Source organism: Amycolatopsis sp. NPDC041971, from assembly GCF_055588925.1.
Genome location: NZ_JBVJCE010000001.1, coordinates 67856 through 83023 on the forward strand (window position 1 = coordinate 67856; position 15168 = coordinate 83023).

14 protein-coding genes and 1 tRNA gene are annotated in these 15168 nt (G+C 68.7%); 3 read left to right on the forward strand and 12 right to left on the reverse strand.

The features are described 5' to 3' along the window. Positions 1-38 precede the first annotated feature (38 nt). From ACZ6DT_RS00330 to ACZ6DT_RS00350, 5 genes are read right to left on the reverse strand one after another with little or no spacing between them, the layout of a single operon-like run. Positions 39-1526, reverse strand: a complete 1488-nt coding sequence (locus ACZ6DT_RS00330; RefSeq protein ID WP_465586482.1) for a flavin-containing monooxygenase — start codon at positions 1524-1526, stop codon at positions 39-41. Further along, on the reverse strand, positions 1523-2008 hold the full coding sequence (locus ACZ6DT_RS00335; protein WP_465586485.1) for an NAD(P)/FAD-dependent oxidoreductase: 486 nt from the start codon (positions 2006-2008) through the stop codon (positions 1523-1525). The genes ACZ6DT_RS00330 and ACZ6DT_RS00335 overlap by 4 nt, the downstream gene beginning before the upstream one ends. Further along, entirely contained in the window at positions 2005-2934 is a 930-nt protein-coding gene (locus tag ACZ6DT_RS00340; RefSeq protein WP_465586487.1) for a ferritin-like domain-containing protein, read from the reverse strand. Before ACZ6DT_RS00340 ends, ACZ6DT_RS00335 begins: the two co-directional genes overlap by 4 nt. Next, positions 2934-3755 carry an SDR family NAD(P)-dependent oxidoreductase gene (locus ACZ6DT_RS00345; protein ID WP_465586490.1) on the reverse strand — a complete coding sequence of 274 codons (822 nt, stop codon included), beginning with the start codon at positions 3753-3755 and terminating at the stop codon, positions 2934-2936. Before ACZ6DT_RS00345 ends, ACZ6DT_RS00340 begins: the two co-directional genes overlap by 1 nt. After that, the gene (locus ACZ6DT_RS00350; RefSeq protein WP_465586493.1) at positions 3755-4681 is read right to left on the reverse strand and encodes an alpha/beta hydrolase; all 927 of its coding nucleotides are present in this window, start codon (positions 4679-4681) and stop codon (positions 3755-3757) included. The genes ACZ6DT_RS00345 and ACZ6DT_RS00350 overlap by 1 nt, the downstream gene beginning before the upstream one ends. Before the next feature lie 44 nt (positions 4682-4725). Between ACZ6DT_RS00350 and ACZ6DT_RS00355 the strand changes: the two genes are divergently transcribed. Further along, complete coding sequence (locus ACZ6DT_RS00355) at positions 4726-5352, forward strand: TetR/AcrR family transcriptional regulator (RefSeq protein WP_465586496.1); 627 nt, start codon at positions 4726-4728, stop codon at positions 5350-5352. A gap of 93 nt (positions 5353-5445) precedes the next feature. On the opposite strand, the gene ACZ6DT_RS00360 is transcribed toward ACZ6DT_RS00355, so the two are convergent. Further along, a tRNA-Thr gene (locus ACZ6DT_RS00360) sits at positions 5446-5519 on the reverse strand. 140 nt (positions 5520-5659) lie between these two features. Between ACZ6DT_RS00360 and ACZ6DT_RS00365 the strand changes: the two genes are divergently transcribed. After that, positions 5660-7342, forward strand: a complete 1683-nt coding sequence (locus ACZ6DT_RS00365; protein ID WP_465586499.1) for a hypothetical protein — start codon at positions 5660-5662, stop codon at positions 7340-7342. Between the two features lie 532 nt (positions 7343-7874). Here ACZ6DT_RS00365 and ACZ6DT_RS00370 read toward each other — a convergent pair. The 6 genes from ACZ6DT_RS00370 to ACZ6DT_RS00395 all read right to left on the reverse strand — a co-directional run bounded on the left by ACZ6DT_RS00370 (position 7875) and on the right by ACZ6DT_RS00395 (position 14712). Beyond that, positions 7875-9083 (reverse strand): DNA polymerase III subunit delta', encoded by a 1209-nt coding sequence (locus tag ACZ6DT_RS00370; RefSeq protein ID WP_465586501.1) that lies wholly within the window; start codon positions 9081-9083, stop codon positions 7875-7877. Continuing rightward, a complete protein-coding gene (locus tag ACZ6DT_RS00375; protein WP_465586504.1) occupies positions 9080-11131 on the reverse strand; it encodes a bifunctional MFS transporter/dTMP kinase in 2052 nt (683 codons plus the stop codon). Before ACZ6DT_RS00375 ends, ACZ6DT_RS00370 begins: the two co-directional genes overlap by 4 nt. 145 nt (positions 11132-11276) lie before the next feature. Continuing rightward, on the reverse strand, positions 11277-11891 hold the full coding sequence (locus tag ACZ6DT_RS00380; RefSeq protein ID WP_465586506.1) for a hypothetical protein: 615 nt from the start codon (positions 11889-11891) through the stop codon (positions 11277-11279). A gap of 13 nt (positions 11892-11904) precedes the next feature. Further along, positions 11905-13125, reverse strand: a complete 1221-nt coding sequence (locus tag ACZ6DT_RS00385) for a hypothetical protein (RefSeq protein WP_465586508.1) — start codon at positions 13123-13125, stop codon at positions 11905-11907. Positions 13126-13145: 20 nt separating this feature from the next. After that, positions 13146-13928: an ESX secretion-associated protein EspG gene (locus tag ACZ6DT_RS00390; RefSeq protein ID WP_465586511.1), complete on the reverse strand. Its 783-nt coding sequence runs from the start codon at positions 13926-13928 to the stop codon at positions 13146-13148. Beyond that, the gene (locus tag ACZ6DT_RS00395; RefSeq protein WP_465586513.1) at positions 13921-14712 is read right to left on the reverse strand and encodes an ESX secretion-associated protein EspG; all 792 of its coding nucleotides are present in this window, start codon (positions 14710-14712) and stop codon (positions 13921-13923) included. Before ACZ6DT_RS00395 ends, ACZ6DT_RS00390 begins: the two co-directional genes overlap by 8 nt. Before the next feature lie 162 nt (positions 14713-14874). Between ACZ6DT_RS00395 and ACZ6DT_RS00400 the strand changes: the two genes are divergently transcribed. Further along, positions 14875-15102, forward strand: coding sequence for a hypothetical protein (locus ACZ6DT_RS00400; RefSeq protein ID WP_465586515.1), 228 nt, complete (start codon positions 14875-14877; stop codon positions 15100-15102). Positions 15103-15168 lie beyond the last annotated feature (66 nt).

A 15168-nucleotide genomic window follows, 5' to 3' on the forward strand; every position in this document is an offset into this window, starting at 1 on the left:
GCTCATCCCGGCCGGGGACGGCGGACTTCAGCCAGTGTTCACCGGCCGTCCGCGAAGGCGTAGTCGTCGAGGTCGAAGAACCGGCTCGTCACCATCGTTTCCAGCGTGGGCGAGGCACGGAACGGCACGTCCCCGTTCGCGTCGAAGTAGTAGCTGTTGGCGAGTGCACAGCTGTCCTGGAAGAACACCTGGTGCTTGCGCCGGTCCAGCATGCTCCGGAAGTACCGGTCGTTGGCCTCGTTCGTGACCTCCACGCGCGTTGCGCCGATTCTGCGGGCGTTGCGCAGGCACCGGATGATGTGCGCGGTCTGCGTCTCGATGAGGTTGAAATACGAGGAACCGTTGTAGCCGTAGGGGCCGAGAATGGTGAAGAAGTTCGGGAAGCCGGGGACGCTGACGCCCTGATAGGCCTGGAACCGGTTCTCCTCCCAGAACTTCTCCAGGTCGGCGCCGCCGGATCCGCGCACGGTGAAGGCCGGCATGTTGCCCTTCTCGAACACCTTGAACCCGGTCGCCAGCACCAGGACGTCCACCGGATGCTCGGTGCCGTCGACGGTGCGCACCCCGGATCCGGTGATCGCGTCGATGCTCGTGGTCTCCAGCGTGACGTTGTCCCGGTCGAACGTCTGGAGGTAGTCGTTGGAGAAGCTCGGCCGCTTGCAGCCCAAGGCATAACGCGGGGTGAGCTTCTCGCGGGTCACGGGGTCTTTCACCGCGCGGCGCAGATGCGCGCGCCCGATCCGCTCCCCCGCGCCCGCGGTCGGCAGGAGGTTGTGAAAATGCGCGGCCAGCGGGAAGGTCACCTCGACCAGGGCCTGACTTGCCAGCCGGGACACCAGTTTCGCGCCCGGCAGCCGCCGCAACGCGAGCCGCGCCGACCGCGGCAAGACGGCGTCGGGTTTGGGCAGGCACCAGATCGGCGTCCGCTGGAACACGGTCAGCCGGCCCGCTTCCGGCGCGATGGACGGGATGACCTGCACGGCCGAGGCCCCGGTCCCGACGACGGCGACCCGTTTCCCGCGCAGATCGACGCCGTGATCCCAGCGGGCGGTGTGCATGACCGTGCCCCGGAAGTCGGCCAGCCCGTCGATGTCCGGTGGTTTCGGCCGGGTGAGCACGCCGGTGGCACCGACGACGAACCGCGCCGTCATCGACCAGCCGTCGGCGGTTTCCAGGCGCCACAAGTGCGTTTCGTCGTCGAAGGCCGCGGAGACGACCTTGCTCCCGAGGCGGGTGCGGCGGCGGATGTCGTACTTGTCGACGCAGTAGTCGGCGTACGCCTTCAGTTCGCGGCCCGGCGCGTAGACCCGCGACCAGCCGGAGATCTGCTCGAACGAGAACTGGTAGCTGAACGACGGGATGTCGACGGCGACGCCCGGATAGGTGTTCCAATGCCAGGCGCCGCCGACGCCGTCGCCCTCTTCCAGCATCAGGAAATCCTCGAAACCGGCCTTCCGCAGCAGGATCGCGGCGCCGATACCGGAGAAACCTCCGCCGATGATCGCGATCTCGTGGTCCGGCGTCATGCGGGAAGTCCTTCCTTGGCGAAAAGCGAACTGGCGCCGAGCACGACGACGTCGGCCTGGTGCTCGATACCTTCGGCGGTGCGGATTCCGTGGGGCGCGAAGGCGTAGACCGGCCAGGTGACGAGTTTGCAGCCGGGCCGCCGCAGCGCCCCGTAGTAGCAAAGCCCCGGCGCCGTCCGCCGCGACCCGAAGCGGCGGTCGGGGGTCAGCAGTCTGCGGAGCCAGGGGTCTTTCACGTGCCAGCGCAGGAAGACGCGGGCGACGACGATGCCGAGGACGTTCGGCCCGGGGACCGGCATCGGTACCACCCAATCGGGTTCTTCCTGGAACACCTTCACCGCACGCGCGGTGGCCGCCACCTCGGGCACGATCTGCGCCGCTTCACGGCCGGGCGCGACGACGGCGACCCGCTGCCCGGCGAAGTCGCGCCCGAACCATTCGGTACCGCGCAGCACCTCGCCCTCGAAGGCACCCAGTGTCATGACGCGACCGGTTCGTGAGTGATCTCCTCGGTCCACGACTGCGGTTTCCCCAGCAGCCGCGCGGGAATCAGGCGGGTCACCTTGACCATCGGGTCGGCGAGCAGCCGGTGGTAGACGTGCGAGCGGTCGACGATCATCGCCGCCTGCGCCTTGAGCACGTGGTAGGCCGGGATGCGTTTCGTGAACTCGCCGCGGCCGCCGATGGTGGAGAACCGTTTCACGGCGTTGTACAGCTTCTTCTCCGGCAGGCCCATCGCGACGATGTTGTCCCGCATCTTGTTGATCAGCGGGACGAACACCACGATCAGGCCGAGGACGATCTGGGGTTTGAGCGAGCCGATGGACTCGGTGAGCAGCTGGTGCGTCGAACCGGCGCCGATCAGTTCCAGCACCTCGAAATCGGCCGTGATGTGCCGGGACTCGTCCGAGTTGATATGCCGGAACACCTGATGGCACACCGGATCGGAGACCTCCTCCAGCAGGAACTTCACCAGCGCGCCGTCCAGCGCGCATTCCAGCAGCGGGATGAGCGTGGCCAGCGCCGTCAGCGGCAACGTGTCGCCGTAGTCGTCGAGGACCTTGATGGCGAGCTTGACGTTGATGTTCGGCTCGGGCATCGACCCGTGCTCGTCGAGCATGCCCCAGCGCTTCATCAACGCCAGTTCCGCGTTGGCGTGCTTCTGTTCCTCGGCGTGGAAGTAGCGGTAGATCTCCTGGATGACCGGTGTCGGCGCCTTCTTGGCCAGCGAGGCGAACCCGCGGGCGCCGACGTGCTCGATCCACACGAGATCGGCCATGAACGGCCGCATCTTGGCGCGGAGTTCGTCGGTCATCGTCTCCGCGCCGGGCGCGTCCCAGTCGATGTCGGCCAGCGACCACTGCTTGTCCTTGATGGTCTGGAGCATCGCGTCGAAGTCGTAGGCCATCACTTCTCCTTTTCGGCGGGCAGGAACCGGCCGAGCAGACCGGCGATCCGCGTGTACGGGACAGGCACGAAACGCTTGGCGTGCCAGAGAAGCTGAGCGTCGGGTTGCGGCACCACGTAGAGGCGGCCGCGATCGTGGGCGTCGAGCGTCATCCGCGCGACACGCTCCGGCGAGAACCCGACCACGTCGGAGACTCGCTGCGCGAGACCGCGTGCTTCGGCGTCGATGAGCTCGCCGCCGAAGATGTTGGTACGCACGAAAGTCGGGCACAAGACGGTGACCGCGACACCCGTGCCGGACAGCTCGGCGGCCAATGTCTCCGAAAGACTGACGACCCCGGCCTTGCTCACGTTGTAGGCCGCCATCCTCGGTGCGGCGGTGAAGCCGGCGGCCGAGGCGACGTTGATGACGCCGCCCGCTTTCGCCGTCCGCATGGCGGGGACGAAGGTGTGGCAGCCGTGGATCACACCCCAGAGGTTCACGCCGAGGGTGCGCTGCCAATCGGACAACGGGCTCTCCCCGACGACCTTGCCGCCCGCGCCGATCCCGGCGTTGTTGACGACGAGGTCCGGCTCGCGGCCGAGCCAGGAACGCGCCTGGCTCGCGAGCTCGGCGACCTCGTCCACATTGGACACGTCGCAGTCGACGGCGACCGCTTCGCCCTTGTCCTTCAGCATCGTCACGGTTTCCTCGGCCGCTTCGAGGTCGATGTCCGCGCAAACGACCCGGCTGCCGCGCCGGACGAGCTCGGCCGCGATCGCCCTCCCGATCCCGCTGCCCGCCCCGGTGACGACGGCGTGCGCTCCGTGGGTCCGTTTCACTAGGCCGCCTTTTCGATCGCTGTCAGATTTTCGGTCAGAAATCGGCAGGCACGCTCCATCGCGGGCCGCGCCTCCGGGACGAAGCGGGTCAATGCCTGGAAGACGTGCATCTGACCCGGGACCACCTCGAGTTCGCAGTCCGCGCCCGCCCGGCGCAGAGCCCTGGCGAGTTCGATGGCGTCCGCGGCGAGCATTTCGAGCCCGCCCGCTTGGATGATCGTCGGCGGGAACCCCTTGATGTCGTCGAAGGCGAACCGCAGCCGGGTCGACGCGACGTCCGCGTCCACCGTGTACAGACCGACCAGCCGCGCGGCCGCGGCGGCGGAGATCATCGGGTCCGGGCGCATGCGTTCCCTTTGGGCGGCCAAGGAGAACGTCACGTCGAACAGCGGCGAGAAGAGGGCCAGCGCGGCAGGCGGATCTTTTCGTTCCCGGATCAGTTGCGCGGCGAGATCGACCGCCAGATGCCCACCCGCCGAGTCGCCCGCGACGAGGATCCGCCGGTAGCCCTCGCCGATGAGCCGGTCGTAGGCCGCGCGGACGTCGTCGGCGGCGCTCGGGAAACGATGCCGGGGCGCGAGCCGGTACTCGCAGGCGAAGACCGGCAGCCCGGTGCCGTGGGAAACCCGCGTGGTCAGCCCGCGATGCGTGCGCGCCGAGCAAAGCGCGTAGCCGCTGCCGTGGATGTAAAGGACAACCGCGTCGCCTTCGGTCACTTCGGGACCGCGGACCCACTCGCCGCCGACGCCGGACTCGACGCGACTCCCCTGCAACGGGGGCGAAGCCAGCCACAAGCTGCTCGCGATGAAAGCGCGGGAGAAGGCGATACCCGCCCGGTTGGCCGGGATCGCGTTGGCGATCGGCCGCACGAAGGCGGACGTCAGCGCGGCGGCCAAACCAGGTCGCAGGCGATTCTGCGGTCGCATGCCCTCAGAATGAATCCGAGGCCACCTGCTGTCAAGATGGACAGGTGACCGCGTCCCGCCGCTACAGCGGCAAGACCGCCGACGAACGCCGCACCGAACGACGGCTCGCCCTGCTCGGCGCCGCATTGGACATCTGGCAGGAACAGGGCTGGGCGGCGGTCACCATGCGCGGCGTCTGCGCGCGGGCGAATCTGACCGACCGGTACTTCTACGAGAGCTTCGCGAACCGCGACGCGTTGCTCGCCACCGCCTGGGAACAAGTCCGCGACGAGACCCTGCGGATGGTCCTCGACGCCGTCACCGCCCGGATCGAGCAACCTGCCCTGGACCAGCTCCGCGCCGCCGTCGACGTCGTCGTGCACCACGTGCAGGAAGAGCCGTCCCGCGCGCAGATCCTGTTCGGCGACCACGCGGGGAGCGCGGTACTGGAGCAACTGCGGCGGCAGACCGTCCAGGAGACCACCGGCCTGCTGATCGACCTGGCGCGGCCGCATCTGAAGCCGGACGTGGACGGGCTGGAGTTCCGGGTCAACGTCCTGCTGGGCATCGGCGGCTTCGTGGAGATCATGCTCGCTTGGCGCTCCGGCCTGCTCGACGCGGACGCGGACACGCTCGTCGACCACCTCACGGGAGTGGGCACTTCGCTGTCGCGGATGTTCCTCAAGGGGTAATTCCAACGGGTGAACTTTCGCGCGGACTCCACGCCGGGCCGGAAATGCGTCAGGGCCTCATCCGGAGTATCCGAATGAGGCCCTGACCTGCGGAGCCGCCTAGGGGAATCGAACCCCTGACCTATTCATTACGAGTGAATCGCTCTGGCCGACTGAGCTAAGGCGGCGGACATCGGGCTCGCACCCGATGACGAGGACAAGTGTAGCGGAGGCTTGAACGTCACCTTCCGGGGCCACCGTCGTTAGGGTCCTATGACGCCGGTCTCAGTCCCCCAAGATCGGCCCACCCCCACTGGAGGACCTGTTCATGCGGCAACGACTGCCCCGTGTGCTGGCGCTTCCGGCCGCCGCGGCCCTGCTTCTGCTGACCGCGGCCCCGGCGACCGCCCAGACGATTCCCACCACGCCGATCCCCGATCCGGCGAATCCGGGACAGCCGCCGATGTCGGCGCCGATCGGGCCGCAGCCGCTGGGCAAGGCCGTCGGTGACGCGGGAGCGGCCCTCGGCGTGCTGCGGCTGCTGCCGAACGCGGTGCCGGCGAGCGCCATCCTTCCCGGAGCGGGCGAGATGCTGCCGAAGCAGTCCGCTCTCGAGGCCGGGATGGGGCTTTCCAGCGCACAGGCCAACTCCGAGGCCTACCTGAGCTACGAAAAGTCGATCGCGCAGTCGTCGCCGTTCGGCCTGTCCGCCGCCGGCAACGCGCCGCAGACGCCGGGCAGCCTCGTGCAGACGGCGATGCCGGACAACCCGAAGCCGATCAGCGGCGGCCTCAACGCGCCGAAGAACCCGCTGTTCAACCTGGGCCTGCTCAACGGCGAGGCGCACGCGCGCTGGAGCCCGACGCTCGGCCCGTGCGTCGGCACGATCGCCGACTCGAGCACGTCGATCGCGAATCTCGCGCTGCTGCCGACCATCCCGAACATCCCGGGGGCCGACCAGCTCACCCAGGCTTCGGAGCAGCTCACAGCCGGTCTCAAGGCGCTTCCCGGCCCGCTGGCGAGCCTGGGCGGTCTGCTTTCGGGCACCAGCGCCGGCGCCGACGGCAAAGGCGCCGTGCTGAGCCTGCCGAACACGCTGTCGTCGCGTTCGGTCGTCCGGCTGGTCGACATCCCCGGCACGAAGAACAAGGCCGTCGAATCGACGTCGACCCTGCAGGCGGCCAACATCGAACTGCTCAAGGGCACGCCGCTCGGCCTGACGATCAAGGTCGCCAGCCAGCCGACACTGCGGGTCACCTCGACCGGCGACAAGAAGACGTCGAAGGTCGAATACACCGCGCCGGTGCTGCAGATCGTCCGCGGCGACAAGGTGCTGTTCACCCTCGACGCGAACAACCCGACCAAGGACATCCCGATCGGCATCCCGCTGCCGTCGCTCAAGCAGGTCCCCGGCTTCGAGCAGCTGAAGAACGTGCCGGTCGTCGGCGGGCTCGCCGAGATGGTGGACGGTGCCACCAAGCAGCTTCCGGGCGGCGAGGCCGGGAACGGGCTCACCCTCGACCTCGGGGTGCTGAAGCTGTCGATCGCCGGGCTGAACCAGAAGTCGAGCGACATGACCTCACCGTTCAAGGGCTTCCAGATGGGCGCCTCGGCACGGCTGCTGGACCTGCAGATCCTGCCGACAACGGCGCTGCAGAAGGCGCTCCCGCCGGACGCAGCGAAGAAACTGCCTTCGTCGCTGGCCCAGGTCTCACTCGGTGAGCAGATCGCCCGCGCGTACGCGCCGGCCGGCGGTGTCGAATGCGGCACGGCTCAGACACCCCCTGCCGGTAACAACGGCGGCGCGGCGCCGAAGGGACCGGTCAAGAACCTGGCCTACACCAGCGCGGCCTACGACACGGTGCCGATGTTCTGGTCGGGTACCGCGATGCTGTTGATCGGCGTCGTCCTCGTGGCCGCCATGCCGGGACGCCGCCGTCTCGCGGTGGTTCCCGTCTCGGACGACTCGCCGGAGTTCAAGCCGTCGCCGCGGCCGCGCTCGCGGGACTAGACGGGCGAGGAGGGTGCCGAACGTTCCTTTCACGCCTTGTCCCCGCGTAAGAGGTCCGTTCGTGCCTCTCTCTTAGTCGCCTTTCGATAGTCAGGGGCCTTCGCCGCTTCGATGCGGTGAAGGCCCCTTTCGCGTCCCGGTGACTGTGTGGATTTTGGTGCGTTGGATGACCTGAAATCCATATCCTTCGCGGCCTCCTCTTCGGCTACCTTCGCCGCTTCGCTACCTTCGCCCACTTCACTGCGTTCGCGACTTCGGCACCTTCGCCGCTTCCCCGCCTACGCTCACTTCCTCATCCGCCCACGATGTCCCCAATGCCACATTCGGGACCTCACGGCACTCGCCCCGAACCCGAAGCCCCTTCACTTACCCACAGCACTTGTCCACAACCATCCCCACCTGTGGACAACTCCCGCTACCTGCCCTTTTCCCCCTCCACCCCCGGTAAACTGGACTCGGGGTCGCCCCCCGGGAAGGGTGGGGGTTGGGGTGAGGGCGGGGGTTGGGGTGAGGGCATCAGCAGAGCGAGGCGTCAGCCCTGGCGCAGGGTGGTGACCATGGCTTCGACGGCGATTCGTGGTTTCACGTTCAGATCGATGGCCTCGCGGCATTCCAGGACGGCTTCGAGGCGCCGCAGGATCGAGTCCGGCGCCCAGGCGGAAGCGGCCTGCGCGATTTCCGAGGCGTGGTCGGGGTGGTTCAGCGTCGCGCCCGCGCCGCTCGCGGTCACGAGCACGTCCCGGTAGAACGCGGCCAGGTCCACCAGCGCGAGATCGAGGGTGTCCCGCTGCGTCCGGGTCGCGCGTGACTTCTGGCGCTTTTCGAGCTGCTTCACAGCGGCTTCGGCGGCTCGTTTCGCCCCGCCGACGCCCTTCCCGATGCCGTCACCACCCATCGCGGTGCGGAGTTCGGAACGCTCGGACTCGTCGCGGACCTTGCTCTCTTCGCCCGCGTCGGCCTCGGCCGCGCTGATCAGCTGATCGGCGCAGGTGAACACATCGGACGGACGGCGGAGACCGAGCGGGATCCGCAGCACCGTCGCCCGTCGCTGCCGGGCGGCCTCATCGGTGGCGAGCCGGCGCGCGCGGCCGACATGTCCACTCGAGACGGACGCGGCCCACCGCGCACGCTCGGGATCGATACCGTCGCGCTCGATCAGCACCTGCGCGATCGCCTCGGCCGGCGGCGTCCGCAGCGTGACCAGGCGGCACCGCGAGCGGATCGTCACCGACACGTCATCCGGGTGATCGGAGGGTGCGCACAGCAGGAAAACCGTGCGGTCCGGCGGTTCCTCGACGGCCTTCAACAACGCGTTCGACGCGCCTTCGGTCAGCCTGTCGGCGTCTTCGATGATCACCACCTGCCACCTCCCGGTGGTCGGGCGGCGAGCGGCGGTCTGGACCAGCGAGCGCATTTCGGCGACGGAGATCGAGAGGCCTTCGGGTGCGACGAGTTTGACGTCCGCGTGCGTTCCGGCGAGCACGGTGCGGCAACCAGGGCATTCACCGCATCCGGTGCCGGTGCTGCACTCCAGCGCCGCCGCGAAAACCCTCGCGGCGGTCGAGCGCCCCGAACCGGGCGGACCGGTGACCAGCCAGGCGTGGGTCATCGCGCCGGGCGCGACAGGCTGGTTCTCGACGATCCGCGCGGCCGCCATCGACGCCGAAGAAAGCGTGCGCGCGGCGGGCTCCTGGCCGACGAGCTGCTTCCAGACACCGATCAGCGCAGGGGCTTCCGTCATCTCACCTCGACCTTTTCCTCCGCCGGCGCGAGTCCGGCGAGCCTGCCGACGAGCACCGCCCGGATCGCGGTCCGCACGCGGTCACTCACCTCGTCCTCGGTGCCCTCCGCGTCGACCACGACGTACCGGTCCGGGTCGGCGGCGGCCATTTCCGTGAGCAGGTGCTGCACCCGCCACTGCGCGTCCAGCGATTCGGACTTCCGCATCATCGTGCCGGGATCGGCGTCGAGCAGGACCGTGATGTCCGGCCGCAGCCGGCCGGTCGCCCAGTCGGCGAGGCCCTCGAGTTCCTGGCTGTCCAGCCCGGCGACCGCGGACAAATGCGCCAGCGGCGAGTCCACGAACCGTTCCATCACCACGACCGAACCGGCGTCGAGCGCGGGCTGGATGTCCCGTTCGACGATGTCCGCCCGCACCGCGGCGGCGGCCAGCGCCTGCGCCCGCGCGCCGGACAGCGAAGCACCGGAGACGAGCTTCGCGAGCCGTTGGTCGTCCAGCGCCGGATCGGCGGCCAGAACGACCGGACGCGTACCTCCGCGCAGCCATTCGGCCAGCCGCTCGGCCTGCATTTCGGTGTTGATCGCCCGCGTTCCCTCGAGCGCGATCAGCAGCCCGTTCACCCGGCGCGGGCTGCGGCGCAGAGCGTTGCGGAGGTCGGCGAGGATCGGCTCGGCCCGCCGGTCGTCCATCTGCCGGTAGGCGAAGATGCCGGCGAGCAGCGCGAGGACACCGCCGCCGATCATCACCGGCCGCGTGCCGTCGATCGTGATCGTGCTGCCCCACACGGAGATCGCGGTCGGCTGGACCAGGCTGATCAGCACCGGCACCAGCACCGTCGAGCCGAACAGCACGATCTTCATCAGCGACTGGTAGATCGCGTTGATCCGGCCGCGGATCGAGTCCTCGATCCGCGAACCGATGATGGTCACACCGGTCAGGAACGCCGTCCCGGCCCACACCCCGACGGCGGCGACAGCGACCAGCGAAACAGCGAGATGCGGCGACAGCGCGACGACGATGAGACACAGACCCGCGGCGACGATCGAGATCCCGAACAGCCGGTCGTGCGCGAGCCGCCGAGCGAGTTTCGGGGCCACCGCCATCCCGGTGGCGAGCCCGAGGAAGACGGCGAGCACGAGGAGGTTGAACGCGGCGTCACCGGCAAGCAGGCTGGAGGAGTACGGCTTGGCCGAACCGATCACCGCTCCACCGGCGGCGAAGGCGCCGAAAGCGCCGATCATCAACCCGCGTACCAACGGCGTCGTCCGCACGAACCGGGCGCCGTCGGCGATCATCTGGCGGAAGCCGAATTTCTCCTCGTCCGCGGCCTCGACCTCGGGTTTCTCGACCTCGTGGACATTGCGCAGCGAGAGCTCGGGGATCCGGGTGGCGATCACGATCGCGCTGGTCAGGTACAGCAGGCCGGTGATGACGACGGCGACCTTCGCGATGCCGAGCTGGGCGTCGCCCTCGAAGAAGTGAAACGTGGTGTTGCTACCGGTGAGCACGGCGTTCGCCCCGGCCGCGGTGATCACCGCGAGGCCGTAGGTCATCACCATGCCGAGCTGGTTGGCCGTCTCGACCTGGTCCGGACGGCGCAGCAGGTTCGGTACCGCCGCGTCCTTCGACGGGATCCACATCATCGCGCAGCAGCCGACCAGGAAGTTGCCGACGAACACCCACCAAGGCGTGCCGACGAACGCGATCGACAGCAGGAATCCGCACCGGCCGAGGTCGCAGAGCACCATCACCTTGCGCCGGTCGAAACGGTCGGCGAGCAGCCCGCCGATCGGGGCGAACAGCAGCCCCGGCAGCAGCGACGTCAGCACGACACCGACGAACGCGAAGTTCTGCGCGGCGTAGTTGTCGGTCAGCTTGGTGACCAGGCCGGTCAGCGTCAGCAGATTCAGCCAGTCCGCGACGCTGCACAGGTACGAGACACCCCAGATCCGGCGGAACGGCTTGATCGCCAGCACCCGCCGCACACGGTGCATCGTGGAAGCGTCACGCCCCGAAGAACCAGTGCCCGCTTCGGGCACCGACTGCACGCCCTCGCTGATACGCCCACCCCACTAGTCACGCGGCGCCAGGGTGCGACCCGGGTCAACGCCGGATCTCCCGACCGTATGGCCAGGGTATCCCGATGGGTGAGGTCCGTACGGACGGCCCCGTCCGGCGCAAGCGCCGGACGGGTTACCCGAAGATCCCCGCGATGCTGTTGAACAAGCTGGCCAGCAGCTGAATGGCGAGGATCGCGAAGAGGATCATGAGGGCGATCGCGATCATCACACCGGCGGTGTTGGACGACGGCTTGCCGAGCCTCGGCATCTGCATGGAACGCTTGGCACGCCGTACTCGGACCTCGGCCTCTTCGTCGACCTCGACCGGCTCTTCCTGTTTGAAGCGGCGAGGTGGACGGATCAGCTGAGACGGCCTCGACGGCCAGGTTCGCTGTTGGGGCAGGATCCCGATCGGCGCAACGCCCTGCTCACCGACCGTGCTGACGATCTCGGTGGGCGGCCGGACGGCGGTGTGTTCGGGGCCGGGGCTTCCGGCGGGCTGCTCATCCGCGAGCATGGCCGCGTTGACCATCCTGCTCACCACTTCGGGGTCGTGCTGGACCGGTCCCGGCACCTGCACGTGGACGTCGTCGGCCCCGACCGACGGATTCGCTTGGGCCGCGGTACCGGTCGTGACCAGCCCGGACAGGGGGTCGGCGAACGTGTCGCCCGGAGGATCTGCCTGAGTGCCATCGCCTTTCACGAAGTCGGGGGCATCGAAGAAGGGAGTTCCGCCCTTCCCGCTCATGGTGACCACCTCACTACGGAATGTCCTCTGCTTCCAGGGTAACCACCTCGGCTCGTCGCACATCCGCCCAATGGGCCAGATAAATGTCACGCGCCGCGAGGCTGATCTTCACATCCTCCAACAACGGTTCGAAGAAAGAACGCCGGTACCGGGCATCTGTCGCGGTTGATGCGGCGAAATACAGACCTGAGAAAACGGCGAGAAAGACGGAGACGTTGACGAGCGCGGAACTCACCGGAAGAGGGACACCCAGGAGGGTGCCGGGCGCCGATTCGCGGCCGGCGAACTCGGTCACGACCTCCGGCCGGAGGATCAGCACCCCGAACACGACGAAGAACGAGAACACCAGCACCCCGAACGCCACGATCTGCACCGCTTGGGCGAAGAACAGCACCAAGGCGATGTTCAAGCGCTCGATCTTCGTCAGCGCGCGCCTGTCGGGCGGGGGTGTGTCGTCGTCGAACGGCGTGCCGCGCAGGACGGGCGCCCCGGGTCCCGCGGTCCAGGACTTGAGCTCCTTGATCTCGTCGGACAGCATCGACGCGAGGAACACCGCGCCGATCAGCACGAGGAAACCGACCACCAGCCACAACCGGCCGGGGGTCAGCCGTTCCACGGCCTGCCACAGCTCGGCGGTGAAGAAACTGAACATCACCACCAGCAGAAGCAGCGGCAACGCCCGCGACGCCAGCGTGCCGATGGCTCTGACCTGCGCGACCGCGCTCCGCGCCGCCCAGGTCAGGATCGAACCGACCCCGATCCGGACCAGCAGCATCAGCACGGCCAGCGCGACGAGGTTGGTCAGGACGGCCGCCCAGAGCGGATGCTCCCACGACACCAGCCCGGTGAGCCGTTCGCCGAACGGCAGCACGAGCAGCCAGAAGCCGATCGTCGCCGCCATGACGGCCAGCCGGACCCGGGCGCGTTGCAATGCCCGGAGCAGCTTCGCCATCACGCGACCGGCGATCACCGGCACGACGACCACGGCGAACGTCAGCGCCAGCACGCCGAGGACGTACGCGAGACCGCTCTCGCGCATCCGGGCCGTGAGCACGTCCTCGGGGACGTCGAGCAGCTTCAGCAGCCCGGCCAGCAGTAGGTCGAGCAGGCTCAGGAACACCAGTCCGGGCGTCGAACGACGCAACATGCCCGCCCCACGCCTTCGCCGGTGGATGACCATCGGCAGCCCTCGCCGCCGGAACCACGCGTCGGCCGCCCGCCGATCCAGGTCCATGCCCGCCCCCTCGTCCACGGCTACGTCCGGCTCAAGTCCACCGCCTCGTGCAGCCAGCCCGCCAGTGCCCGGCGGTCCATTCCACCGAACATCAGCCACCCTTCGGAAGGGGCGGCGTACAACACGAACCTCCCCAGATCGTTGTCGATGATCACGAATCCGTAGTCCGGGTACTCGGCGTTCAGCCCGCCGAAGGCGACCAGATCGAGGATCGCCGTCCCGGTCCGCGGCCGGTTCAGCGTGTCTCCGACCAGGCCGACCTCTTCGTCCTGGCCGGGCAGCGGCACGCCGTGCCCGTCGATCCTGATGCGCATCAGCTCGGTCTCGCCGGCGGGGACGTGCGGGAGCCCGCCGAACACCCGGGCTCCCAGCTCGCCGAAATCGCTCAGGCTGAACGTGGTCCGCCGCCCCGACCGCATCCGCCAGACGACCGCCTGATGCCCGTCGCCGTAGCAATCGACCCGCACCGCGCGGGGCGCGGACGCGAAAACGCCGGTGAGGACGCCTCGCACCGAACCCCGCAGCATCACGCCGTGCATCTGGGCCGCGGCCGGATGGATCTCGCCGTTCTCCAACAGCCCGGCCTCTTCGAGCATCGCCGCCTTGGCCGCGTACCGCTCGGCCTGGGTGACGAGATCCGCAGGCTCGTCGTAGGACGGGCACAGGCGGCGGATCTCGTCGTCGGTGATCTCCGGGTCGTAGCCCAGGTACACGCTCCGGCGCTCGGGCACCGCGCGCCGCACCGGCTCGGCGGCACGCTTCATCAGTTCCCGCACCGTTGTCGGTTCAGCCGGTTCACGCATGGTTCTGCACCGCCTTCACGATCCATTGCTCGGCCGTCGACCGGCTGGCCGGGCCCCAGGTGAGCGTCCAGCGGCCGTCGCCGCCCATCGCCGCGCTGAACTGGTATCGGCCGAGGTCGTTGTCCACCAGGCCGAAGGCGCCGTGCGGATACTCGGCGAGGATGGAGTTCCGCACCGCGAGATCGACGAGGACCGTGCCGTACCGCGGCCGCGAAGCACCTTCACGAATCACCTCGACGGCCTCGCGGGCCCGCAGCGGGATCAACCCGCCCGCGTCCGTTTCGATGCGGACGGTCTCGCCGGTGCCCGGCGGATGGTCGGGCAGCCCGTCGAACACCCAGCCCGGCAGCGCGCTGAGGAAACCGGACCGCAGCCGCGCTCGCCTGCCGAGCTTGTTCAGCACCGTGGTGTAGTCCTCGTCGCCGAAGAACCGGACCTCCCACGGCTCCGCGCGGGACGGGAACACCCCGGTCACCACGCCGCGGATGAACCCGCCGCGCAGCGCTCGGTACAGCCCGACGGCCTCGGGCGTGACCTCACCGCCGGGGGCCAGCCCGATGGTCGCCATCCCGCTCACGAACCGGGTGTACTGCTCCACCTCCTCGGCCAGGGTGAGCCCTGGAGTCGGCTCCTCGTCGGCCAGCACCGGCGGCACGGCAAGCTCCGGATCGTAGAACTCCATCACCGAGGGACGCTCCGGAACCTCGGCGGCCAGCGGGGCGATGACCTCGTCGATGACGTCGAAGACAGCGGTCGTTGAAGTGCTCACCCGACCATTGAACACCCTGGTACCGACAATTTTTAGAACTTTTGTTCGAACGGGTGAGGTCGGTCGGCGAGCGGTCGGTGAGCGGTATCCGGCGCTGGCCGATCCGCCGGTCGCGACCGCGGTCCGCGTACCTGTCCGGAGGCGAACCTCGCGTTCGCCGTCGCGCGGCGGACCCGGATGCGGGCGTTGCCGAACATCTTCCTCGGCGGCGCTCTCGGCTACGACCCAGCGAGCGGGCGGCGCTGGAGGCGGGTTCCGGAAGCTCACGTCCGCGTGTTGGCGACGACCATCCGGCGGTCTGCGGCGGGTCCGGTGTTCCTCCTCGCCGGGGCGCTGAAGCTGGATCTCACCACTTACTCGGCCGAACTGGTGTCCCTCTTCGATCTCGCGACCCGAAGGCAGTGATCCCGTGCCTTCCTGCCGACCGTCCTTCGCTCTGACCGGCCCCGGATGTCAAAAGGGTCGTTCAAG

Bases quoted from the DNA above. Each gene is read 5' to 3' on its own strand.
- ACZ6DT_RS00330 (WP_465586482.1), bottom strand. From the start codon at position 1,526: ATGACGCCGGACCACGAGATCGCGATCATCGGCGGAGGTTTCTCCGGT.
- ACZ6DT_RS00335 (WP_465586485.1), bottom strand. From the start codon at position 2,008: ATGACACTGGGTGCCTTCGAGGGCGAGGTGCTGCGCGGTACCGAATGG.
- ACZ6DT_RS00340 (WP_465586487.1), bottom strand. From the start codon at position 2,934: ATGGCCTACGACTTCGACGCGATGCTCCAGACCATCAAGGACAAGCAG.
- ACZ6DT_RS00350 (WP_465586493.1), bottom strand. From the start codon at position 4,681: ATGCGACCGCAGAATCGCCTGCGACCTGGTTTGGCCGCCGCGCTGACG.
- ACZ6DT_RS00365 (WP_465586499.1), top strand. From the start codon at position 5,660: ATGCGGCAACGACTGCCCCGTGTGCTGGCGCTTCCGGCCGCCGCGGCC.
- ACZ6DT_RS00370 (WP_465586501.1), bottom strand. From the start codon at position 9,083: ATGACGGAAGCCCCTGCGCTGATCGGTGTCTGGAAGCAGCTCGTCGGC.
- ACZ6DT_RS00380 (WP_465586506.1), bottom strand. From the start codon at position 11,891: ATGAGCGGGAAGGGCGGAACTCCCTTCTTCGATGCCCCCGACTTCGTG.
- ACZ6DT_RS00385 (WP_465586508.1), bottom strand. From the start codon at position 13,125: ATGGACCTGGATCGGCGGGCGGCCGACGCGTGGTTCCGGCGGCGAGGG.
- ACZ6DT_RS00390 (WP_465586511.1), bottom strand. From the start codon at position 13,928: ATGCGTGAACCGGCTGAACCGACAACGGTGCGGGAACTGATGAAGCGT.
- ACZ6DT_RS00400 (WP_465586515.1), top strand. From the start codon at position 14,875: ATGCGGGCGTTGCCGAACATCTTCCTCGGCGGCGCTCTCGGCTACGAC.